Origin of the sequence: Bosea sp. F3-2 (assembly GCF_008253865.1) — a bacterium.
Taxonomy (GTDB): Bacteria; Pseudomonadota; Alphaproteobacteria; order Rhizobiales; family Beijerinckiaceae; genus Allobosea.
In genome coordinates, this window is sequence record NZ_CP042331.1 from 190,561 (window position 1) to 211,509 (window position 20,949).

Here is a 20,949-nt window from a genome sequence, read left to right on the forward strand (position 1 = left end):
CCGCCGGATGGCTTGGCCGCTCCTTCAAATAGATGAGGCGCCCGGGAGGCTGCTGGGCTGGAATAGGCCGAATGCAGCCGGGCGGGCGGCCATGACGAGCGCTTCAGCGATCAACCCCTATGATGCGGTGGCCTATCCCGGCCATTCGTTCTCGCAGACTCATCCGGCGCGGCTGGCGACCATCGCGCATTTCCACGGAATGAGCCCGGCTCTGCCGTCGGGGATGCGCGTGCTCGAACTCGGCTGCGGGCGCGGCGGCAACCTGATCCCGATGGCAGCGCAATATCCGCAGAGCCATTTCCTCGGCATCGACCTCAGCGGGGATTCGATCCGGCAGGCGAATGCCAATGCAGCAGAGCTTGGCCTGTCGAATGTCGCGTTCCGGCAGGAGGACATCCTGGAGCTGACGGCCGATCTCGGACGCTTCGACTACATCATCGTCCATGGCGTGTATTCCTGGGTGCCCGATCCGGTGCGGGAGCGGATCATCGCCCTGTTCGGCGAATTGCTGGCGCCGCAGGGTATCGCCTATGTCAGCTACAACGCACTGCCGGGGTGCCGTCTGCGCGATCTCGCGCGGGACGTCATGCTCTACGCGGTCCGCGATATCGACGAGCCGCGCGAGCGGGTGCGCGTGGCGCGCGCGGCGCTCAAGGACGTGGCTGAAGCGAGCGATCCCGACAGCTATCACGGCGCGGCGCTGCGCCAGCGCCTGAAGCAGATCGACGAGCTTCCGGACAATGTCTTCTATCATGACGACCTGAACCCCGGGGCGCGGGCTTTCGCGCTGCACGAAGTCCTCTCCGCCGCCGAGCGGCATGGCCTGCAATTCCTGGCGGAAGCATCGTTCCCGAACCTGTACGGCGCCGCCAAGGGCGCGGCCCAGCAGCTTCTGGCGCAAATCCCGGTCGAGGAGGCGGCACGGCGCGAGCAGACGCTCGACCTGCTGATCGGGCGCGCCTTCCGCGAGACGTTGTTCTGCCGGAGCGAGCTGCCCTTGCGGCGGGGCATCCGGGCCGATGCGCTGAGGCCCTATTATCTCGCGGCCAATGCGCGGCTGGCCCAGCAGGCGGCGGAGGAGGCGAGGCCCGGCGTCGAGCGCTTCGAGTTCGACGAGGGCGTGCGGCTTTCGGTCGACCTGCCGCTGTGCAAGGCCGCGCTCGGTATCATGAGCGCGATCTGGCCGGCCAGCATCGCCTGGGATGAACTGGTGGCGCGCTCCTGCCGCGCGGTGGCCGGCGAGCTCAGCCCCGATCTCGATCACGAGGTCGAGCGGCTGGACGAGGCGCTGATCGCGATCTTCAAGGCGGGGCTGCTCGACATCCGGCTGGAGCCGCCGGCGCTGACAACGGAGATCAGCGAGAAGCCTGCCGCCAGCGACATTGCGCGCTGGCAGGCGTCGAGCGCCTTGGAGGTGACGGATCTGCGCCATCGCACCGTCCAGCTCGACAGCCTCGTCGTCCGCAAATTCGTCTGCCTGCTCGATGGCTCGCGCGATCAGGGCATGCTGCTCGACGATATGAACGCCTTCCTGGCCGAGACCAGGGCGGCAGGCATCGCCGTTGCGAACCTGCCTGAGCGAGCGACGGCGGCGGAGGTGGCGATGCATCTGAAGGATGTCGCCCGCCTCGCCTTGCTGTGCGCTTGACGATTGTTGCCTCGCGGCTCGGAGCGTAACCTTGCGCCAGAGGCGATGAGGCGCGGACCGGCAGGATGAGCGAGCGCTTCCGGCAATTCCAGGCACTGTTTTCCGAAGAGGCCTGCCTCGCCGAGCTGATGCGCCTGCGCCATGGCGGCACGATCATGGCCTGCCCCGCCTGCGGGCGCGGCGCCTCGTTCGAGATGCGGCCGAAGCTGCGCGGCTTCGCCTGCAATCATTGCCACTACATGATCCATCCCGCCGCCGGCACGCCGATGGAAAGCCGGCGCACGCCGCTGCAGGTCTGGTTCTTCGCCTTGAAGACTGTCACCGAGCAGCCCGGAAAGGGAGCGGCGGCGGCGGTCGCCCGGGAGGCCAATGTCCCGCAAATGACGGCGCAGCGGCTCGTCGACGAGCTTTCGGCGCTCAGTGAACGCAGCGATGCTGCCTGGTTCGTGAATCTGCGCCGCTCGGTCGGCAACGGCGCAGGCTCCCCAACGGGTGAGTTGGTACACGACCAGCCGTCAGCGCCGCAGGCGATTGCCCCGCTTGGGAAGGCGGACTCTGCTGAGGCCGCCGGACCGGTAGCAAAAGCGCAGCCATCGGTTTCGGCGCCGGCTTCGGCTGTCGGTTCGCCAGCGCTTGCGGTGAAGAAGCCCGCTTCGCATGCAGAAGAACCCGTACAGGCTCCGGCCCCGAGGAAGGGTCTTTCCCGAGGCGTGGCGATCGCTGCAGTGGGAGGCGGCATCGCCTGTGTCGCTGCAGCGGTGCTTGGCCTCGCCTATGCGCGCCTGCAGCAGCAGGAGCGGCCAATGTCGTCGCCGAGCGAAGATGTCGCATCAACCGATGCCCCCGCGCTCAAGGACGGCCCGGCGCGGCCCTCGCTCATCCTGTCCTCGGTCGAGCAGGATCTGGAGGGCGCCCGGCAGGCGGCTCAGTTTGCGCTCGACAACGATCCGTCGCTGGCCGCGATCAAGCCGCAGGAGGATGCGCCGACGCAGCAGGTGCCGGTCAATCAGCTGCAGCTGCCGTCCAACATCCTCCTGGTGCCGCCGAAGATGCAGGGCGCGCCGACGGGACCGGTCACGCCCAGCGGCGCCCCGCAACCGCCGCCGCAGATCTCCAGCGGCGATCCCGACCAGATCCTGACCTTCGGGCCGATCAAGATCCGCCGGCATCTGGTCGACACGATCGTGCGTGCGAGCAAGATCGTCGGCGCCGATCCGACGCTGCTGATGGCGGTTGCCGACAAGGAATCCTCCTTTTCGACGGCGGTGAAAGCGCAGACGTCATCTGCGACGGGGCTCTACCAGTTCATCGAGCAGACCTGGCTCGGCGTGATCTACGAATTCGGCGCCAAGCACGGGCTCGTTTCGGAAGCGAAGCTGATCGGGCGCTCCGGCCGGCAGTTCACTATCTCCGATGGGGCGCAGCGCCAGCGCATCCTCGACATGCGGCGCGAACCCTACATCTCGGCGCTCCTCGCTGCCGAGATGCTGAAGCGCGATACGCTGCGGCTCGAGCGTGCAATGGGGCGCCATCTCACCGGCGGCGAGATCTACCTGATCCATTTCCTCGGGCCGGACGCGGCGCAGACCTTCATCGAGACGATGGAGGAGACGCCGGGGGTCAAGGCGGCGGAGTTGCTGCCGAAGCCGGCCCAGGCCAACCGACCGATCTTCTATGCCGATGCCGGTGGCGAGACCAAGACGCTCTCGGTTTCCGAGGTTCACAAGAAGTTCAACGACATGATCAAGGTGAGGCTCGATCGCTACAGCGCGGTCAGGCCGACCATGGGGCCGGGCCTGGCGCGCCCGCAGCCGAAGAAATGACGAGCTTGGTGCTTTGTCATCGCATCGGATTTCTCCGAAAAGTGGATTCCACTTTTCGGTCCGATGCTCCCGCCGCGTGCGATCCCGCCTGCGGCCATCTCCTCCCGCCTCGGGAGGCATCGAAAGGAGAAAGCTCATGCCGGCGAACCGTTTCGAGCAGGTCGACGAGCCGCAGGCCGATGCGATCACGCTCAGCCTGAGCGAGCGCGGCGGCGAGGCCTTCGGCCGGGTGCTCTGCCCGGCCGAGCTCGCCGGCGGACATCTCGTCAATGATTTCGTCAGCGACGAGCTGTCGGCGAAGGATGCTTTTCGCACCGCCATCCGCCTCGCCAACGAGCTCCGGGCGCCGATCGTCGTCGCGGATGCCGACGGCGTCTGGCAGGACGAATGGGGTGTGCTCTACCGGGAGGAGTGAGGCTCTGAGGAACGCCAACCACAACGCGTTGCGTCATTCCGGGTCTGCGCTTCGCTTCGCGGCTTGTCCGGAATGACAGGGAGTTTCGTCGTTCCCGATCTGAAGCCTATTCGATCCGGAAGTACTTGATGGCGAGGCCGAGCTTGCCGGTCTGGCGGGCGAGATCGAGCTTGAGGTTGGCGAAGAACTCGTTGGCCGGCGCAGGATTGGGGCCGGCGAGCGCCGGCAAAGGCTCCTGGCTGACGAGCGCGAGCACGGTCTGCGGGCGCGCCGCGCCTCCGGTCGATTCGAGCTTGAGATTGAAGGTGACCTTGCCGCCTTCGCGCTTCATGAAGCTTTCCAGATTATAGACCAGCCCGTCGTCGCCGATCAGAACGACATCGAGGTTCTGGCCGCCGCCCGCTTCGACCGAGCCGTTGAGGATCTCGCCGCTCTTCATGTTGAACGCGCCGATCTGGAGGCGCGGGCTGCGATCGATGCCGATGCCGGGCTGGCGCAGGAAATCGACCATCGGGCATTGCGCGCTGGTGACCGGGCGCAGGTTGATCTGGGCCTCGAAGCCCTGTGCGGCCTTGAAGGCGTTATCGAAGGCGACGAAGGGTGTCGAGGCGCTGCCGAAGCCTTCCAGCGTCGCCTTGCGGTCGCTGATCTCCTGCGGCCAGAGGAAAAAGCAGGGGCCGCCGTCATAGTCGCGGACATAGCGCTCGACGCGTTCGGCGGGCGTGCGTGGCTCCGGCTCCTGCGCCGCGGCCGGCTGCGTTTGGGCTGCAGGCGGCGTAACGGGTGGCGTGGAAGGCGGCGGCTGTACGACCGTGGCTTGGGGCTTCTCGGCGGGCTTCACCTCCGGCAGCGGCGGCTTGGCGGTGGGTTCAGTGGCGGGCGGGCGCGAAGGCTGCGCCGGCTCGACATTGGTCGCGATCTGCGAATTTCCGGGGCTCTGGGGCCGAGGTGCCGAAGTTGGCGACGTCGCAGGCGGCACAATGGCTGGCGATCCGGGAGCCTGGGCCGCGGTGTTCGGGGCGGTTGTGGATGGCGGCGGCGCCACCGCGGGAGCTTCGGTCAAAGGCGGCGGGCTATTGCTGGCGACGCTGCCGCCCGCGCCCGAAGGCGGCTGCTCGGACAGGGAAGGCGGAGCGGCCTTTTGCAGCCGCGCCGTCTGAGCTGCCTGATCGGGCTGCAGGGTCTTCCAGGCGTAGAAGCCGCCACCGACCAGCAATGCCAGCACCGCAATCCCGGCGACGAGCACCATCGGCGAGCGCTTCGTCCCGGTCGTGCCGGACGAGGCTGCGGGCTTCTTCCCCGCCGCAGGCGATTGCCAGGCCGCGACCTCGGCCATGTCGGCCGGGCGGTCCTTCGGATCGGGCGCCAGCATGCGGGCGAGCAGGGGGCGTAAGGTGGCATCGACGCCGGAGAGATCAGGCAGGCGCCGGCGCTTGTCGAGAATCTGGACCTGCGAACCGCCCATGTCGATGGCGCGGCCGGTCACGGCTTCCGCCAGAACCAGGGCGAAGGAATACATGTCCGAGCGGCCGGTGACCTCGCCGCCATAGAGCCCGAGCTGCTCGGGCGAGACGTAGTTGTATTTGCCGGCAAAGCCCGAGCCGATCACCGTGCCTTCGCCGAGGATGCTGGAACGGGCGATGCCGAAATCGATGATCTTGGCGCGGGAGGGATCGCCGCCGGGCAGGATGATGTTGTCCGGCGAGATGTCGCGGTGGATGATGCCGAGCCGATGGGCCGCGTGAAGGCCGGGCGCCACGCGCTGGCGCAGGATATCGGCTTCTTCGATTGACAGCGGCCGCTCCTTGATGCGCTCGGAAAGCGGCTGGCCGTCGACGAACTCCATCGCCAGATAGGGCGTCTCCGTCACCGGATCGATGGCGAAGACGTAATAGCGGACGATGGCTTCGTTATAGAGGTTGTGCAGGGCCGCGGCCTCGCGCCGGAACAGGGCGATCACCGCCTCGTCGCGCGCCATGTCGGGACGGATCATCTTGATCGCGACCGCGTCGCCGGTCTGGATGGCGCGGCCCCGGTAGACCTCGCCCATGCCGCCGACCGCGATCAGGCTCTCGATCTCGTAGATGCCGTTGAGCCGCGTGCCGATGCGGGCATTGGCGCGGGGCGCGAAGACGGTGCGCTCGGAGTCGTCGCTCATGGCGTGGTGCTCCCTGGCGAACTGGCGCCCTGCGCGCGCCGGTTCGGCATCCAGCGCGTCTTCTCAGTCGCGTTCTGCCGATACCGCACGACGACGATCGTGACATTGTCGTGTGCGCCGCGTTCGAGCGTCCGCGCGAGCAGAGCGTCGCAGGCAGCCTGCGCCCCGCCGGCTTCGACGGCCTGCAGGATCTCGCTGTCGGCGACATGCTCGGTCAATCCGTCCGAGCAAAGGATGAAGGCGTCGCCATCGGCGATCTCACCGTTCTCCAGATCGAGCTCCGGCCGCTCATGGACGCCGATCGCATGGGTGATGACGTGCCGCCGCGGCGAGCGCTTCGCCTCCTCGGGCGTCAGCAGGCCACGATCGACCATGTCCTGCACTTCGGTGTGGTCCCGCGAGACCTGCGCGATATGTCCGCTGCGGACAAGGTAAATGCGGCTGTCGCCCGACCAGAGGCAGGCGAAATGGCGCTGGTGGATCAGCAGGGCGACGAGGGTCGCGCCCATGGTGGCGCCGCGCCGGCGGATCTCCGCGCGCAGCGTCTCGTTGGCCTTGAGCACGCTGTCTTCCAGCATGGCGAGCAGATCGGGGGCCGAACTCGCCGTGCCGACCGCTTCCAGCGCTCCGACCACGGTCGCGCTGGCGAGCGCGCCGTTCTCATGCCCGCCCATGCCGTCCGCTACCGCCCAGAGGCCGATTTCCGGGCGCAGAATGAAATTGTCCTCGTTCGCCTTGCGCACCTTGCCGGTATGGCTGATGCAGCCAGTCTCGAAATCGGAGGCCTCGCGCGGGATATCGTTCATGGCGCAACCCTCATGAGCCGATGCGCTCGGCTTGGAGATGGGCATCGAAGCGGCCGGTCAGCAAGCCTGAAAAGAGATACGGGTCCGGCAGGGCCTGGCCGGTGAGCGCCAACGGCTCGAAATTCGGCCCGCCCACGGTCCAGAGATAGCAGGCATGGGCATAGGCCCTGGCGTGATCCTCGACACGCAGCACCGCCAGCCGTTCCGGAAAGCCGGAGGTGATCGCGGCGCTGACGATGGTGCCGTCCGAGAGGCGCACCATGTCTTGCGGCGGGGCCGCGAGGTGATGGTCGCTGGGGACGGGCAGAGCGGTGAGGCGCTGCGCCACCGCTTCATAACTCGCTCCCGGATCGAGCGCCTGCAAGAGGAAATCCTCGATCGTCTCGAACCATCTGTCCTGAGGATCGAGCTCTGGCGGTGGAATGGCAGCGCCGGGGCCGACGGCTGCGAAGACGGTGAGCGGGAAATAGCGGCCGACGCCATCGACCGACGGCATGAAGGCGCCTGCGACCGTCTGCCCGCCATGGGCGCCGCCCAGCCAGAAGCGCCAGATTGGCGCGTTGAGATAGGCCTCCTGCCAACGACTTCCGAGTTCGAGCCGGCTCGCGGTCAGCCCGCCCTGCAGCCACTTCTCGTATGTCGCGAGAAAGCCGGAGGGGGCGTTGAGCGCGATGAAGTCACGCTTGGCGGGGAGCTTGCCGAAGAGGCCGCAGGGCACGGGGTCATATTCCTGATGGGCAGCGGATTTCCCGCAGCGCCGGCAGGATCAGCGGGTTCTTGAGCGAGCCGACGCCGAAGGAATAGCCGACCTGCCGGCCGCCGGCATTGAGCGTGAAGCCGACATTGTCGCCCTGCTTGAGCACCGAGCCGGCATCGAGCAGGCGGAAGAAGGACCAGGTGCCGTCCTTCTCGAACAGCTTGGCCTCGCCTTGTGGCGCTTGCGAGCCCGAGGAGAAGAAGCCGCCGCCGAACATGCCGCCGGAATTGTTGCTGCCGCCGCCGAGCGTCAGCGTCACCGCCGTCTTGCCGACGCCGCCGCCCGGCCACATCACCGGGGCCGGCGTGTTGACGCCCTGCTGGCTCGTCACGGTGAAGCCGTTGATCTCCAGCTTGGCGCTGGAGGCATCGGCCGAGAGCGCGGTCGGCGTCACCACCATCTGGAAGGAGGGCAGGTTGCCGCCGGTCGGGAAGAAGGCCTCCTTGATCTCGCTGGCGCGCTGGAACTCGCGCAGTGTCGTCGGCGAAAGGGCGCGGGCGACGCGGCTGTCGACGCGCCAGCTCCATTGCGGTTTCGAGGTGTCGACGAAGGGCTCCAGCCGCTCCTTGTAGAACTTGTCCATGATCTGGCCGGGCGCGAAGAGCCGAGCGAAATCGGCGAGTGGCACATCGCGGGCGCTCGCCTTGGTGAAGGGATAGCGGTTGGTGACGATCTCGTTGCAGATGCCGGTGACCTGCTCGGCCAAGGCCTGCCGCAGCAGGGCGACGGTGGCGCCGGTCGCATCGCCTTCGAAGTCGTTGACGGCCTGGATGATCATGCCGTCGAAGGGGGCGGGATAGCGCGAGGAATTGGCGCGCAAGGTCGCGATCAGCGGCACGAGCGCGGCGTTCGCAGCGGCCGATTGCGCCGGGTTGGTCGCGGCGGTGGCGAGGTTCTGGTTGATCTCGGCGAAGGTCTGGAGGAGCTGGTCGACGGGCCTGCGGCCGAGATCGCCGTCGACGAGGACGTGGAAGGGCTTGAACTGGCCCTCGATATCGGCGCCCAGCGCCGGATCGTTGCCGGCGAGCACGCGATCGACGCCGGCAGAGGCCATCGGGAGGTTGGTGCCGAGGCGGCCGAGCGCCTGGCTGGCGCGCTGGTCGAGCGTCTGTGCCGCGGCAGTGGCGGCGGCTTGCGCCACGGCCTTCTTCGCGTTCGGGCGCTCCTTGGTGAGTTGCGTTTCGTCGCGCAGGGATTCGAGCACCTGCTTGAAGGGCGAGGTCGCTGCCGAGATGGCGCTGAGCGCGACATAGCGCGGCTTGTCGGCGTTGAGGGGCCGAAGCTTCAGTCGCTTCAGCGTCTTCTGCCAGGTCGCGACATAGTCGCGGCTGTAGAGCTTCATCAGGTCCTGGAACAGCGTGGCGTATTGGGCGGTGATCGCCTGCTGGTCGACATTCTCGCCCAGCACCCAGCGCTCCTTCTCAATCCGGTCGCCGATGTCGCCGAGCCTGCCGATGAAGGCGTTCTGGAAGCCGTCATAGGTGTAGAAATAGGGCACGCGGATCTGGTCGAGGTCCTCGCCGCCGACGCCTTCGAAAACCAGCCGCACATCGGAGCCGCCGCGCTGCGAGGCGACCCAGTCCTTCAGGCTCTCGCTGCGGGCCTGCGTCCTCAGCAATTCATAGGCGCGCTCGGCGATGCTGAGGCGGCGCAAGGTGCGTTGGCTCTGCTCGATCAGCGACTGGTTGAGCTTGACCATCGGCTCGGTGTCGCCCTCGTCGAGGTCGAGCATGGCAGTGAGGTGTTCCTCCAGCGCCTCGCGGCCCTTGGCGTTGGCAGGGCCGGGGAAGAGGTTCTCGGCCCAGTCTAGCCGCATCCAGGAGGTGACGAGGTCGCGGTCGAGCTTCGCCTGACCGCCGATCATCATGTAGACCTTGAGCGCCTCGTAGACGAAGCCGGGATTGTTGGCGTTCTGCTCGAGCTGCTCTTCCAGCCGGAAGATGATGCGGGGGCGCAGCATCCGCTCCAGCGCCTGCTGGTAGGTGATCTCGGTCGCGTTCTGCAGGCGCTCGCGCTGGCTGAGACCAAAGGTGGCGAGCGTCGGTGTCGACTCGTCCTGGTTCGCATAGCCCGCCGGCATGTTCCTGAGCTTGTGCAGCAGCGGCAGGATGCGGCTGAAATTGCGGTCGGAGACGGTCGTCTCCTGCAGCACGGGCGCGGCGGCGCTGCGATAGTCCGCGAGGCCGTAATTGGTCGCGGTGATGAGGTCGCTGTTACGCGAGAAGCTCGTCCACCAGAGCCCGAGTGCTGCGAGCGAAACGAGCGCAACCGCAGCAAAGCCGGCGATGCGCAGCGCGGTCGAGCGGCGGGCGGCGCCGAGATCGGTCGAGACCCAGCCGGATTCGCCGATCACCACCTTCTGGATCAGCTCGGTGAGGAAATAGCTCTTGCCCTTGCCGGAGAAGGCGGCGGCCCCGGCATGGTCCGAGCCGAAATTGCGCGAGAGCGCGCCGATGAGCTGGTCGATCGGCGTGCCTTCCTGCGTGCCCGAGGTGAAATAGAAGCCGCGCAGCGTCGCATTGGCGTGATAGCGCGTCGGCTCGAAGACGCGGGTCAGGAAGTCGACGATCGCGCGCTTCAGCGTCGCCATCTGGCTTGGGAAGCCGAAGATCTGGGCGCGTGCGGTCGGGTTGTGCTCATCCTGGAGCCGGTCGGGCAGGCGCTCGTTCAGCCGCTCGATCAGCGCGTCGTATTCCGGTGGCACGTCGCCGATCATGTTGCGGGTCTTGTCGGCGGTCTGGAAGGTGTGACCCCAGACCATGCGCCGCTGCGGCTCGGTCAGCGAGCCGAAGAACTCGTTGAAGCCGGCGATCAGGTCGGCCTTGGTGAAGACAGCATAGACCGGGAAATCGACCTTCAGCCGCTCGTGCAGTTCGAGCAGGCGGGCGCGGATCGCATCGGCATGGGCGGCGATCTCTTCGGGCGAGGAGGTCAGCAGGTCTTCGACGCTGATCGCGACGAGGACGCCGTTGATCGGCTGGCGCGGGCGATTGGTCTTGAGCAGGTCGAGGAAGGAGAGCCAGCTCGCCTTCTCGGCCTTGGTGTCGGTGTCCTGCGTGGTGTAGCGGCCGGCGGTGTCGATCAGCACCGCATCCTCGGCGAACCACCAGTCGCAATAGCGCGTGCCGCCGGACCCCGCGACGGCTGCCGGCGTCGCGCCGCGCGCCAGCGGGAACTTCAGGCCGGAATTGACCAGCGCCGTGGTCTTGCCGGCGCCGGGCGGGCCGATGATGACGTACCAGGGCAGGTCGTAGAGATAGTCGCCGCCCTTGCCGCGCGCGCTCTTCAGCGTCGCGAGCGCGTCCTTCATGGCGATGGAGAGGGCGGCGCCGTCGCCGGTCGGCTCCTCCTTTTCCAGGGCCTCGGTCAGTGCGGCGGTGGCTTTGCGGCGGCGGATGACGATGAAGGCGATCCAGCCGAGCGCGCCGACGAGCAGCAGCACTGCGATCGGGAGCCGGACCCAGAAGGATTCGAAGGGGCGGACCTCGCCGAGGGCGAGGAAGGGGCCGCCGAACCAGATCAGCGCCGCCAGCGCGAATGCGCCGATCAGGATGGCGACGATACGGAGCCAGGTGGCGAGGTTCATTGTCCTGCCTCCCTCATGGCTGTGCCTTCCAACCAAATAGCTCCGTCATTCCGGGCTTGACCCGGAATCCATCGCAGAGCGCACAGCCCCCCGATGGATTCCGGATCTGCGCTGCTGCGCAGCTTGTCCGGAATGACGGAGGTGTTTCCGAAAAGCAGCATGGTCTAGCCCTGACGCTGGATCAGGATTTCGACGCGCCGATTCTGGGCGCGGCCGGCGGGGGTGGTGTTCGGCGCGATCGGCGTGTCGGCGCCCTTGCCCTCGAAACCGATCCGGCCGGGCTTGCTGAGCTTGGTCTTCAGCATGTCGCCGACGGCCTTGGCACGCGCCTGCGAGAGCTCGACATTGGAGGGGAAGCGGGCCGTGCGGATCGGCACGTTGTCGGTGTGGCCGACGACCTTGACCGCGCCGCCCTCCTGCTCCAGCACGGCGGCGATGCGCTCGATCAGCGGCTGGAATTCGGCGCGCACCGCGGCCTGGCCGGGCTCGAACAAGGTGATGCCGGTGAGGCGGACGATGACGACGTTTGGTGTCACCAGGCAGACGATGGGTGGCTGCACCGCGGCGCAAACCTTTGGTGGCTGCGGCGGCGGAGGCGGGGGAGGTGGCGGGGCCGAGAAGACCTTGCGCATGATGCCGATCTCGCCCTTGGGATGGACCGAGAGCAGGGCGGTCGAGGCCGCTTCGGCATTGCCGGAAAGCAATGCGCGGAAGACGAAATAGACACCGAGCAGGGCGACAGCCGCGATCGCCGCCACCGACCAGACCGGAATCTTGAAGCCTGCCACAGTCGCCGCGATCGCCTGGCCGCGCCAACGTGGCGAGAGTTCAGGATCGGGCTGCTTCACCCGGCGCAGCGTCTCGAAGAGGTTGCGCTGGATCATCTGCAGGTTGTTGACGCCACCGGCGGAGGTGCGATGGATGCCTTGGAAACCCAGCGCCAGGCAGGCGTGCATCAATTCCAGCAGGTCGTAATTGACTGATGGATCGGCCTTGGCCTTGTCGAGCATCTCGAAGAAGCGCACGCCGCCGGTGCGCTCGCCGAAGAAGCGCGAGAGCATGCTGTACTGCGTCCAGACATGGCGGTCGTCGCCGGGGATGTTCTGGACGATGTCGTCGGCGGTGGCGGCCAGCACATATTTCGCGGTCTGCGCCGTTTCGGCCGGGACGCCGGCGGCGCGCACCTCATGCTCGAAGGCCTCGATCGAGTCGCCGACCTGGCCGAGAAGCTGGGCGAAGGGCGCGTTGGAGAGGTTGGCGCGCATCCGCCCGAGCAGCAGCAGCAGGGGGCCTGCGGCGCGCAGCAGCGGGTTGGCGTTGGGCGTCAGCAACTGCTCGCGGCGCGGCAGCGGCTGGCCGCCGGCCGGAGGCGGCGCCTGCGGGCGCTGCGGGATCGGCGCTGGCTGCGACATCCACTCGTCGCCGGTGCCGGGCACGCCGGGTGAGGGCACCTGCGGCGGCTGATAGGGCTGGGCCGCCGGTGGTGCTGCCGGAGCGGGCGCTGCTGGCGCGGGCGGCAGGGGCGCGCGACGCCCGCCGGGGTTTGGCCGGATAATGGTCCGCTCAGACCGACCGAACGGGTCGGAAGGCGAATCCGGATCGCTCATCGCCGGCCCTCCAGAACGGCCCAGAGCTCGAGCTCGAGATCGGGCCAGTCACCGGAAAAATGCATGCCGATCGAGCTCGCCGTGCTGAACTCGGGCCAGAGCGGCGAGGTGCGGTCGAGGTAGAAGTATACATGATCCGTGAGCGCGCGGATCTGCGGCGGTGGCGTCGGCAGATGGACGAGATTGATGCCCGGCAGATGGGCATGGACGATCTCGTTCATCTTGGTGTTGGGGCCGACCTTGAAGAGCTGCGGGAACTGCGCCTGGATCTCGGTCAGCGGCCGGCGCGCCGCCACTTCCAGCACCAGCGTGGCGTTGCGCACTAGGCTGCGGTCGCGGATCGTCGACATGAAGGCGTTCTGCGCACGCTCGACGATTTCCAGCCGGATGGCGCGGCGGCCGAGATTGGCCGAGAGGAAATCCTGGATGTCGCGGACCACCGGGGCGAAGCAGTTCTCCAGATCGTCGTGGTCATAGGCGGGATAGTCGCGGGCACGGCGCTCGGCCGTGGTGAAGGTGGCGAGCTCGCCGGCGAGCGCGAGGAAGGTGGTGAACAGCCGCTCGGGATGGATGAAGCGCGAGCGGCGCATGTGCTTGAGCACCGGGATATTGCGATTGAGAAGCTGGAGCACGAAGTAGTCAGCGCTCTGCAGGCCACCGCCGGCGGTGGGGTCGGCGGCGTAGCGGGCGAGCTCCTCCAGCTTGTTGTCGATCCAGCCGATGACGCGGTCGAGCCAGCCCTCGATCACCGGATAGGCCGAGCAGATCAGCACCGGCGGGGCGAATTTCTCGTCGAAGAGCACGGCGCGGTCGCGCACTTCCAGAATGCGCCCGAGCGCGAGGCCGACATAGCCGGCCTTGCTCGTCTTGCGCAGCTCCAGCGTCAGGCGCGGATGGGCGACGTCGATCTCCTCCTCGGTGCGCAGCGAGGCGGTCGAATCGATCAGCATTTCATTCGCAGGGACATAGCGGCTGGCCGAGCCGTTCAGCGTGTCCTCGACCTCGCGCGTATTGGCGGCCGCCAGCGGCAGAGACAGCCAGACGAGTTGGCCGGCGGCGTTCTCAGGCACCTCGATCGCGGCTGGCAGCGGGCTGTTGTCCGGCATGGCGAAGGGCGTGCCGTCCGGCATGACGCCGACGGCGCGGCGCAGGCCGATGCGGCTCTGCTGGGCGAGATCGCGGTCGATCTCCAGCACCGAGAAGCCCCATGGATAGGGCGTGATGGTCCTGACGCGGCTTTCCAGCAAATTCTCGAGGTAGCGATCGCTCTGCTGGAAGTGATGCGGCCTGAGGAAAAGTCCTTCTGACCAGACGACCTTGCTGTACCACGACATTCCGGTCTCGCTCACTCAAAGGCAGGCATGGTGAGCTTATCCGGGAGATAACCGAGCGTCACCAAGGGAATGCTAGTCGGTTGGCGCGCACGCAGCCGTCATTGACTTGAAGGATGCAGAGGCGAGAAATTCGGCGCAGTCCTGTCGCTGACGAATCCGTTCCAGCCAAGGGGCGGTCATCAAGGGAGCGATCATGCCGAAAGGGCCTGCGGCTCGCACCACCGACCCCGTGATTCACCCGCTCCCGCCGATCCTGCAGCCGGGGCCGGGCAGTCCGAACGTGCTGATCGGCAGTCTGCCGGCCTGGCGCGGCGTCCCTGCCGCGGCGGCCGCTGCGATCCAGTCGGCCAAGGCTGCATCGGATGCGACCGTCCAGGCGGCCGAAGCTGCGACGCTCGCCGCCGCCGGCACGCCCGGCGCGCCTGCTGCCCTGGCGGCCGAGATCGCGACGAAGAACGCCGCCTCCGCCAGCATGGGCGCGATGATCACCGGAGCCTCCGGCGGCGCCGACATTCATAACTGCCTGACACCCGTGCCGCCTCCCGTGCCGCATGGCCTCGGCGTCGTCATCGACGGTTCGCAGACGGTGCTGATCAATAATCTGCCGGCCTGCCGGATGGGCGATACGATCCTCGAGGCGCTGGGTCCGCCGAACAAGATCGTCATGGGCCTGCCGACGGTGGTGATCGGCGGCTGATGCCGAACTGATTCAAGAAAACGGCGCAAGCCGTTGATCGCGAATCGTTTCCTTTCCTGGTGGTGCGATGGGCAAGAACAGGCGGACGGTTCCGGACCGGGTCGAGGCGAAGAGCGAACGCTTCCGTCACAAGATCGTCCAGCGGCTTTCTTCCGACCAGCGCCGGGCGCTGAACCACGGCTTGGCGCGCAACGGCCGGGTGGCGGAAACGCTCTGCTTCATGGCGTTGATCCGCGATCCGGCCCGGCGCAAGCGGCCGATGCTGCCGGTGCCGAATGTGAGCTGCACGGCCGCGATACGCCAGTTCTTCCGTGCCGATGACGGCGAGCAGGCGGCGCATCTCCTGCCCGGGCAGCTTTCGATCGACGGTACCTTTCCCTGGCTGTTCCTGTCAGGGCCGGCGGCACGGCAGCTCGAAAACCTCTTCGCCTATGTCGAGCCGCTCGGCGCCGACTACAACAAGGCGGATTCGGCCGCCGAGGCGAACGGGCTCACCGACGCCTTCGCCGCCGCCTGCCGGCAGGTCCTGGCGGTGAAGGGCGATCCGGTGGGTGACATCACGGCGGCCTATAATCAGATCTGGCAGCCGGGTGCGCTCGCGGCATTCGCTGCGGCCGAGGCGCAGAAGCGCAGCAAGCCGACGCCGCCGCCGATCGTCTATGGCGAGCCGGGCGGCCTCGAATACGGCATGATCATGAACCTCGAAGAGCGCGCCGCTGCCTTCGAGGATGAGTCGATCTGGGCGACCTACGAACAGCTCAGCATCCTCGGCTACTACAAGGCAGCGATGGACGAGGTGCCGCGCCAGCTCCAGCCGCGCGCGATCCGCGAGATCCTGGCGCTGCCGGTAGCTTGACCTGCCGGGACCAGCGGGCGAAGCCGGCGGCTCCGTAAATCTCGCCGACAGGATCCGTCATGACCATCGAACGCATCGGGCTGACCGCACGCTGGTGCGACGCCGCCATCTTCAACGGCATCGTCTTCCTCGCCGGCCATGTGCCGGAGCAGACCGAAGGGCGTTCCCTGACCGAGCAGACGCAGGAGGTTCTGGCGCTGCTGGAAGACACGCTGGCGCAGGCTGGCAGCAGCAAGGAACGCATCCTCAGCGTCCAGATCTTCCTCACGGATATCAGCAAGATCGGCGAGATGAACGCGGTCTGGGACAAGTGGGTGGCGCCCGGCCATGCCCCGGCGCGCGCGACCGTCGAGGCGAAGCTGGCCTCGCCCGGCTACGGCATCGAGATCACTGCGGTTGCGGCGAAGCGATAGCTGCTGGGTTCGTCTTCCGTCGCCGTCATTCCGGGGCAAGCGCGTAGCGCTTGAGCCCGGAACCCATGAACATTGTCGGTGGTGCAGAGGAGCGCCGGCTGCTGTTGCTCGCCCTTTTCCGAAGCGTCGTGTCCATGGGTTCCGGGCTCGCCCTTCGGGCGCCCCGGAATGACGGCGGTGAGGAGATGCGCATCGTCACCGCCCGCCGCGGTCGTAGCACTCGGCGAAATAAATCATGAAGGCGTCGACGAGGCCGTTCTCGTAAGGGGCGGTCTTGGCTTCCCAGCGGGCGACATAGGCGTCCCACATTTTGGCCTTGCGCGAGCCGATCAGCCCACTGATGCCGCCATCCTGCGCCGTGCCTTCTGCGATTGCCTGCGGGTCGAGGTCCTCGACCAGCATCTTCAGCGCATGCTGCATGGCCGAATAGGTCTTGATCTGGTGGGCCTTCAAGTCGCGGAAGCTCTCGTCGAAGGCGCGCTTCGCATCGAGATAGCCGCTACGCGGCTGGCCGAAGATCAGCTGCAGCGCGTCGTCGACGGTCGGCGAGAACTTCAGCGGATTGTTGTCCTGCGCCTGGATCATCGTCTGGCTGGTGCTGCGGGCGATGCGCTTGCTCTCGGCGCGGGCGGCGAGCAGTGCCTTCAATTCCTCTGCGATCAGCCGCATCAGCCCGCCGAGCTGCTCGGCGAAGGCGCCCGGATCCTGCGTCGACAGGGATTGCGGCGAGATGCCGGCGCCCTTGGCGAAGCGCTGCATGAACTCGCCCATCGAGATCGGCGGTGGTGCACTTGGTTGTGCGGGCGCTTCTGATGGGAAGGTCGGCACAGGCGCGAAGGCCGGCGCCGGCGGCTCCGCCGGGCCCTCGGCCGGCGCAGGATCGGGAGAGGGCTCATCCCAGGGGTTCGCCGCCGCAGGAGTCGCCTGTGGACGGCGCGGCGTCGGGATCGGTGCGACCGGTTCGGCTGGGGCGATGGGCGGCGGCTGCAGGGGCGCCCAGGCGAAGTCGTCGCCCTGCGAGGCCGGAGATGGCCAGGCCGGGTTGGGCGGTGCCGATGGGGATGGCCCGGCATCCGGCGCCGGGATGTCGGCCGCCCAATCGATGAAGCTGGCATGGACCGGCTTGGCATGGCTGGGCGGCATCAGGTCGCGGCGGGCGATCGGCGGGGCGACTTCCTCGTTCGCCTCCCACAGCGCTTCGGGGCGGGCCGCATGAGGAGGGGGAGAATAGGGTTCTACCGGCGCCCGCCTCGCCTCGTCATCGATCGCTACTGCGATGATGTAGTGGCCGATCTCCAGCCGGTCGCCGTTCTGAAGCCGGTAGGGCGACTGGACGCGGTGTTCGCCGCCGTTGACATAGGTGCCGTTGGTCGAGATGTCGCGCAGCCACCAGGCGCCATCGCGGAAGCGGATCTCGCAATGGCGGCCGGAGACGGCGCGCGAGGGATCGGGCAGCGCCCAGTCGAGGTGCTGGTCGCGGCCGATGTCGAGGCCGCGTCCGCCGCTGGCGGTCACGCTCAGCGGTCCGCCATCCGGCAGGGAGGTCTCGTTCTCGATCGTCAGTGTCAGCGCCATGTCTCAAACCGTCGCCAGATCGCCGTGCGTCCTATCGGACATGGTAACGGCGACCTATCTCATTGTGACCGCATCGGATTGATCCGAAAAGCGGATTCCACTTTTCGGCCCGGTGCTCTAGCGCTTGGCGGTATCGTCTTCCGCCAAACGGATGCACGCCTCGATGCAGCGACGCAAGGCGCCCTCGCGCTCGCGTGAGGGCAGGCGATTGATCGCGTTGAGAACGGCGATGCGCACCATCTTGGCGGTGAGGTCGGGCGGGCAGGGCACGCCGTGGCTCTCGACCATGCTGCCGCCGGAATAGCCGGCCGCCCAGGCCACCCAGGTGCCCGGCCGGGCGCGGTCCCCGGCCTGGGCGAGCTTCAGCGCCTCGAAGCGCGTCCGATCGCCGGGCTCGCGCACCCAGGCCTCGGCGGCGGCGAGGCCGGGATCCTGCATGCCGGGCGGCTGCATCGCGCGCACGGCCTGCAACCCCCACCAGACGGCTTCGCGCCGCGGAAGCAGGAAGGCGCAGAAGCCGATCGCCTCCGTCGGCGCCGGGCCTTTGGCAAGCCGGGCCAGGAAGGCAAGCGGCGACTCGACCGTCGGCGGCATGGTGACGGCCTCGTGCGCCGAGGGAAAGGTCTCGAACACCTCGCGGGCGGTGCTGAAGCGCAGGCGTGACATGGCGATTCCGGCCGTTCTCAGTTGATCGTCACCATCGGAGCCTTGATCACGACGGTGCCGTCGCTGCCGACTTCCGTCATGCCAACGCTCTTGATCTTGATGCTGGGCGAAGTGATCTCGATGCTGCCCGGCGTCATCTTGATCCGGCTCTCACCGACCTTGAGATTGATTTCGGTCAGAGCCTCGACATCGAGCTTGCCGTTCTCGACGTCGAGCTTGTCGTCGCCCTTCTTCAGCGTGGTCTTGCGAGAGTAGCCGCCGCTTTGGAAGTTCTCGCCGATCTCGCGCGTCTCGATGTTGTTGACCACGACCTTGTGGTCCTTCTCGGCGTGCATCTCGAAGACCTCCTGGCCCTTGCGGTCTTCGAACTTGATCTCGTTGTAGCAGTCAGCGAAGCCGACGCCGTCAGTCGATTCCGATTTGAGGCCGGACTGGGTCTTGTTCGCCGGCAGCTCGTAGGGCGGCTTGTGCTGGTCGTTGACCACCGCGCCGACGATGATCGGCAGGTCGGGATTGCCCTCGATGTACTCGACGATCACCTCCTGGCCGATGCGCGGGATGACCTGGCCGCCCCAGTTCTTGCCGGCCCACATCTGCGCGACGCGCGTGCGGCACGAGGTCGAGCCGTCCTCGCGGTCCCAATGGAAGCGCAGCCAGACCCGGCCGTACTCGTCGACGTCGATATCGCCTTCCTCGCCCTGGTTGCGTTCGCCGACGACCTTGGCGGTATGCGGCCCGTAGACCGTCGGACGCGGGGTGACGAGCGGGGCGCGGAAGCGCCGGTCGCTTTTCTGCAGCTCGTAGGAGCCGTGATAGAGCGCCTCGTCCTGGCGACCGGAGGAGCGGTAGCTCTGGATGCCGTAGGCATGGCTCGCCCTGACGACGAGATATTCGGCGTTCTCGGCGCCGGCGGGATGGTCGGAGAGCTTCATCAGCGCGCCGGGGTAGAGGCTGGCCGCGTCGCCGCCGGCATAGCGCCGGTCGTCCTTGGCCTGTTCGGCCTGTGCCATGACGCGGGCGAAATGCTCGCCGCGGTCGCGCTTGGTGTAGGCGGCGGGATAATCATAGGCCTCGTAGGACTTGGCCTTCGGGAAGCCTTCCTCGGCGCGGGCGGTGAGATCGGATTCCGACTTCTCGAAATCGTAGTCCTTGAGCTCGAATTTGCCGGTCCGCAGGCGGCGCATCGTCGACCAATGCGTGAGGTGCTCGACCTGCGAGCGGGGAAAGCGGTTGCCCTGCGGCACGAAGGCATAGGCCGAAGCCGCCCCCTGGAAGCTCGGCTCGGCCGCCGCCGTGACTTCGTCATGGGCGGAACGGGAATCGCAGAGCACCAGCTTATGGTCGCCGTCGCTGTGCTTGAAATAGTAATAGACGCCGTACTGCTCCATCAGCCGCAGCACGAAGTCGAGATCGGTCTCGCGATACTGCACGCAGTAGTCGATGGGCTGGAGTGTCTCGCTGGTCCGATCCTCGAAGCTGGCCGAGCCCTCCTTGCCGAAGATCTCCTTGATGATGTCCACGGCGGTCTTGTTCTTGAAGATCCGGCAGTCCGCCCGCTGCGAGAGCAGCCAGAGCCATGGCCGCAGCGTGAAGCGGTAGATGTAGAGGTCATCCTGCTGGCCGAGCCACTGCGCATCGACCAGCGTGCCGTTCAGAACCCGCTCGCTCTTGTTCTTCAGCGTGAACTTGATCGAGCATTTTTCGCTCATGATGCTTTGCAGGTCGGCATTCTCGGTTTTGCTTGCCGCTTCGACGTTATAGGTAAATAATTCGCTCAAAGCTTCGCTGGCTTCGAACTTTATAAGTGTAAATTTATCTTGGCCAGACGGCGTCGTGAAAGACGCGGTTCTTTGACCTTGCCCTAGATTGGCAGACATCAACGAAATCCCCCGCCGATTGAACCTAAATTCGCCTTGACGCAACTAACAACGGGAGTCATCGTTGGCTCCTAAAGTCTTCGTTCGCCGAATGGCGCAACTTATCGGGAGGGTTCCCATGCGCAAGCAGTCCGGCTTCATGGCCTTTGTCGCACTGACCGGCGCTGCGGTTCTCACTGCGGCCGTGCCGGCCGTGGCGCAGACCTACAAGGCCGAGGATATCGTCAAGCATTTCGGACCGACGGCGGTGCCCAAGCCCGCCGTCACGCGCGGCCTCTGCGTCGGCACGGAAGCCGAATGCGCCAAGGCCGGCCATGCCGTCGAGGTGGCGAAGCCGCCGAGCGCCTTCGATCTCGTGGTGAAGTTCAAATACAATTCCGACGTGCTCGAGCCGGAGGCGAAGGTCAATCTCGACGAGTTCGCCAAGGCGCTGAAGATGCCGCAGCTCGCCGCGCAGACCTTCATGGTCGAGGGCCACACCGATGCCGCCGGCACGCCCGGCTACAATCTCAACCTGTCGCAACGCCGGGCGCAGGCGGTGGTCCGCTACCTCGGCCAGCAGGGCGTGAGCCCGTCCAAGCTCGTCGCCAAGGGATATGGTCAGGAACGGCTGCTCGTCGCCGACCCGCTCTCCGGCGACAACCGTCGGGTCGAGACCCGCCTGCGTGGTGAATGAGCGACGAGGCCTGACGAGTACGGCAGTGCGGGCTCGGTCCTCACTGCCCAGCCTG

At 67.0% G+C, this 20,949-nt stretch carries 16 protein-coding genes; 7 read left to right on the top strand and 9 right to left on the bottom strand.

Annotated features, from left to right (window positions below):
* Positions 1-91 precede the first annotated feature (91 nt).
* The 3 genes from FQV39_RS00970 (at position 92) to FQV39_RS00980 (ending at position 3,886) form a co-directional block, all read left to right on the top strand.
* On the top strand, positions 92-1,648 hold the full coding sequence (locus tag FQV39_RS00970; RefSeq protein ID WP_187640132.1) for a methyltransferase domain-containing protein: 1,557 nt from the start codon (positions 92-94) through the stop codon (positions 1,646-1,648).
* 65 nt (positions 1,649-1,713) lie between these two features.
* The gene (locus FQV39_RS00975; RefSeq protein ID WP_149128607.1) at positions 1,714-3,471 is read left to right on the top strand and encodes a transglycosylase SLT domain-containing protein; all 1,758 of its coding nucleotides are present in this window, start codon (positions 1,714-1,716) and stop codon (positions 3,469-3,471) included.
* A gap of 136 nt (positions 3,472-3,607) precedes the next feature.
* A complete protein-coding gene (locus tag FQV39_RS00980) occupies positions 3,608-3,886 on the top strand; it encodes a hypothetical protein (protein WP_149128608.1) in 279 nt (92 codons plus the stop codon).
* A 106-nt stretch (positions 3,887-3,992) separates the two neighbouring features.
* On the opposite strand, the gene FQV39_RS00985 is transcribed toward FQV39_RS00980, so the two are convergent.
* From FQV39_RS00985 to tssK, 6 genes are all read right to left on the bottom strand, one after another.
* A complete protein-coding gene (locus FQV39_RS00985; RefSeq protein WP_149128609.1) occupies positions 3,993-6,044 on the bottom strand; it encodes a serine/threonine protein kinase in 2,052 nt (683 codons plus the stop codon).
* Positions 6,041-6,850: a PP2C family protein-serine/threonine phosphatase gene (locus FQV39_RS00990; RefSeq protein WP_149128610.1), complete on the bottom strand. Its 810-nt coding sequence runs from the start codon at positions 6,848-6,850 to the stop codon at positions 6,041-6,043. Before FQV39_RS00990 ends, FQV39_RS00985 begins: the two co-directional genes overlap by 4 nt.
* 10 nt (positions 6,851-6,860) lie before the next feature.
* On the bottom strand, positions 6,861-7,568 hold the full coding sequence (gene tagF, locus FQV39_RS00995) for a type VI secretion system-associated protein TagF (protein WP_149128611.1): 708 nt from the start codon (positions 7,566-7,568) through the stop codon (positions 6,861-6,863).
* A gap of 4 nt (positions 7,569-7,572) precedes the next feature.
* Positions 7,573-11,193 carry a type VI secretion system membrane subunit TssM gene (gene tssM / locus FQV39_RS01000; RefSeq protein ID WP_149128612.1) on the bottom strand — a complete coding sequence of 1,207 codons (3,621 nt, stop codon included), beginning with the start codon at positions 11,191-11,193 and terminating at the stop codon, positions 7,573-7,575.
* 164 nt (positions 11,194-11,357) lie between these two features.
* Positions 11,358-12,800, bottom strand: a complete 1,443-nt coding sequence (gene tssL, locus FQV39_RS01005; protein ID WP_149128613.1) for a type VI secretion system protein TssL, long form — start codon at positions 12,798-12,800, stop codon at positions 11,358-11,360.
* On the bottom strand, positions 12,797-14,134 hold the full coding sequence (tssK, locus tag FQV39_RS01010) for a type VI secretion system baseplate subunit TssK (RefSeq protein WP_149128614.1): 1,338 nt from the start codon (positions 14,132-14,134) through the stop codon (positions 12,797-12,799). Before tssK ends, tssL begins: the two co-directional genes overlap by 4 nt.
* Positions 14,135-14,327: 193 nt before the next feature.
* Here tssK and FQV39_RS01015 point away from each other — a divergent pair, with 193 nt between their 5' ends.
* The 3 genes from FQV39_RS01015 (at position 14,328) to FQV39_RS01025 (ending at position 16,100) form a co-directional block, all read left to right on the top strand.
* On the top strand, positions 14,328-14,831 hold the full coding sequence (locus FQV39_RS01015) for a PAAR domain-containing protein (protein ID WP_149128615.1): 504 nt from the start codon (positions 14,328-14,330) through the stop codon (positions 14,829-14,831).
* Between the two features lie 67 nt (positions 14,832-14,898).
* A complete protein-coding gene (locus tag FQV39_RS01020) occupies positions 14,899-15,687 on the top strand; it encodes a hypothetical protein (protein ID WP_149128616.1) in 789 nt (262 codons plus the stop codon).
* 59 nt (positions 15,688-15,746) lie between these two features.
* Positions 15,747-16,100 (top strand): RidA family protein, encoded by a 354-nt coding sequence (locus FQV39_RS01025; protein ID WP_149128617.1) that lies wholly within the window; start codon positions 15,747-15,749, stop codon positions 16,098-16,100.
* Between the two features lie 195 nt (positions 16,101-16,295).
* Here the strand turns inward: FQV39_RS01025 and tagH are convergent, their stop codons facing one another.
* From tagH to FQV39_RS01040, 3 genes are all read right to left on the bottom strand, one after another.
* Positions 16,296-17,675 (bottom strand): type VI secretion system-associated FHA domain protein TagH, encoded by a 1,380-nt coding sequence (tagH, locus tag FQV39_RS01030; RefSeq protein WP_149128618.1) that lies wholly within the window; start codon positions 17,673-17,675, stop codon positions 16,296-16,298.
* Between the two features lie 117 nt (positions 17,676-17,792).
* Positions 17,793-18,341, bottom strand: a complete 549-nt coding sequence (locus tag FQV39_RS01035) for a DUF6931 family protein (protein ID WP_149128619.1) — start codon at positions 18,339-18,341, stop codon at positions 17,793-17,795.
* Between the two features lie 17 nt (positions 18,342-18,358).
* Positions 18,359-20,218: a type VI secretion system Vgr family protein gene (locus tag FQV39_RS01040; RefSeq protein WP_149128620.1), complete on the bottom strand. Its 1,860-nt coding sequence runs from the start codon at positions 20,216-20,218 to the stop codon at positions 18,359-18,361.
* 118 nt (positions 20,219-20,336) lie between these two features.
* On the opposite strand from FQV39_RS01040, the gene FQV39_RS01045 reads away from it, so the two are divergent.
* Positions 20,337-20,894, top strand: coding sequence for an OmpA family protein (locus FQV39_RS01045; protein ID WP_149128621.1), 558 nt, complete (start codon positions 20,337-20,339; stop codon positions 20,892-20,894).
* Positions 20,895-20,949 lie beyond the last annotated feature (55 nt).

What these genes read in the sequence shown, in the direction of transcription:
- FQV39_RS00980 (WP_149128608.1), top strand. Translation starts at nt 3,608, where the DNA reads ATGCCGGCGAACCGTTTCGAGCAGGTCGACGAGCCGCAGGCCGATGCG.
- FQV39_RS00985 (WP_149128609.1), bottom strand. Translation starts at nt 6,044, where the DNA reads ATGAGCGACGACTCCGAGCGCACCGTCTTCGCGCCCCGCGCCAATGCC.
- FQV39_RS01020 (WP_149128616.1), top strand. Translation starts at nt 14,899, where the DNA reads ATGGGCAAGAACAGGCGGACGGTTCCGGACCGGGTCGAGGCGAAGAGC.
- FQV39_RS00970 (WP_187640132.1), top strand. Translation starts at nt 92, where the DNA reads ATGACGAGCGCTTCAGCGATCAACCCCTATGATGCGGTGGCCTATCCC.
- FQV39_RS01025 (WP_149128617.1), top strand. Translation starts at nt 15,747, where the DNA reads ATGACCATCGAACGCATCGGGCTGACCGCACGCTGGTGCGACGCCGCC.
- FQV39_RS01045 (WP_149128621.1), top strand. Translation starts at nt 20,337, where the DNA reads ATGCGCAAGCAGTCCGGCTTCATGGCCTTTGTCGCACTGACCGGCGCT.
- tagH (WP_149128618.1), bottom strand. Translation starts at nt 17,675, where the DNA reads ATGGCGCTGACACTGACGATCGAGAACGAGACCTCCCTGCCGGATGGC.
- FQV39_RS01015 (WP_149128615.1), top strand. Translation starts at nt 14,328, where the DNA reads ATGCCGAAAGGGCCTGCGGCTCGCACCACCGACCCCGTGATTCACCCG.
- tssK (WP_149128614.1), bottom strand. Translation starts at nt 14,134, where the DNA reads ATGTCGTGGTACAGCAAGGTCGTCTGGTCAGAAGGACTTTTCCTCAGG.
- tssL (WP_149128613.1), bottom strand. Translation starts at nt 12,800, where the DNA reads ATGAGCGATCCGGATTCGCCTTCCGACCCGTTCGGTCGGTCTGAGCGG.
- FQV39_RS01035 (WP_149128619.1), bottom strand. Translation starts at nt 18,341, where the DNA reads ATGTCACGCCTGCGCTTCAGCACCGCCCGCGAGGTGTTCGAGACCTTT.
- FQV39_RS00975 (WP_149128607.1), top strand. Translation starts at nt 1,714, where the DNA reads ATGAGCGAGCGCTTCCGGCAATTCCAGGCACTGTTTTCCGAAGAGGCC.
- FQV39_RS00990 (WP_149128610.1), bottom strand. Translation starts at nt 6,850, where the DNA reads ATGAACGATATCCCGCGCGAGGCCTCCGATTTCGAGACTGGCTGCATC.
- tssM (WP_149128612.1), bottom strand. Translation starts at nt 11,193, where the DNA reads ATGAACCTCGCCACCTGGCTCCGTATCGTCGCCATCCTGATCGGCGCA.
- FQV39_RS01040 (WP_149128620.1), bottom strand. Translation starts at nt 20,218, where the DNA reads ATGTCTGCCAATCTAGGGCAAGGTCAAAGAACCGCGTCTTTCACGACG.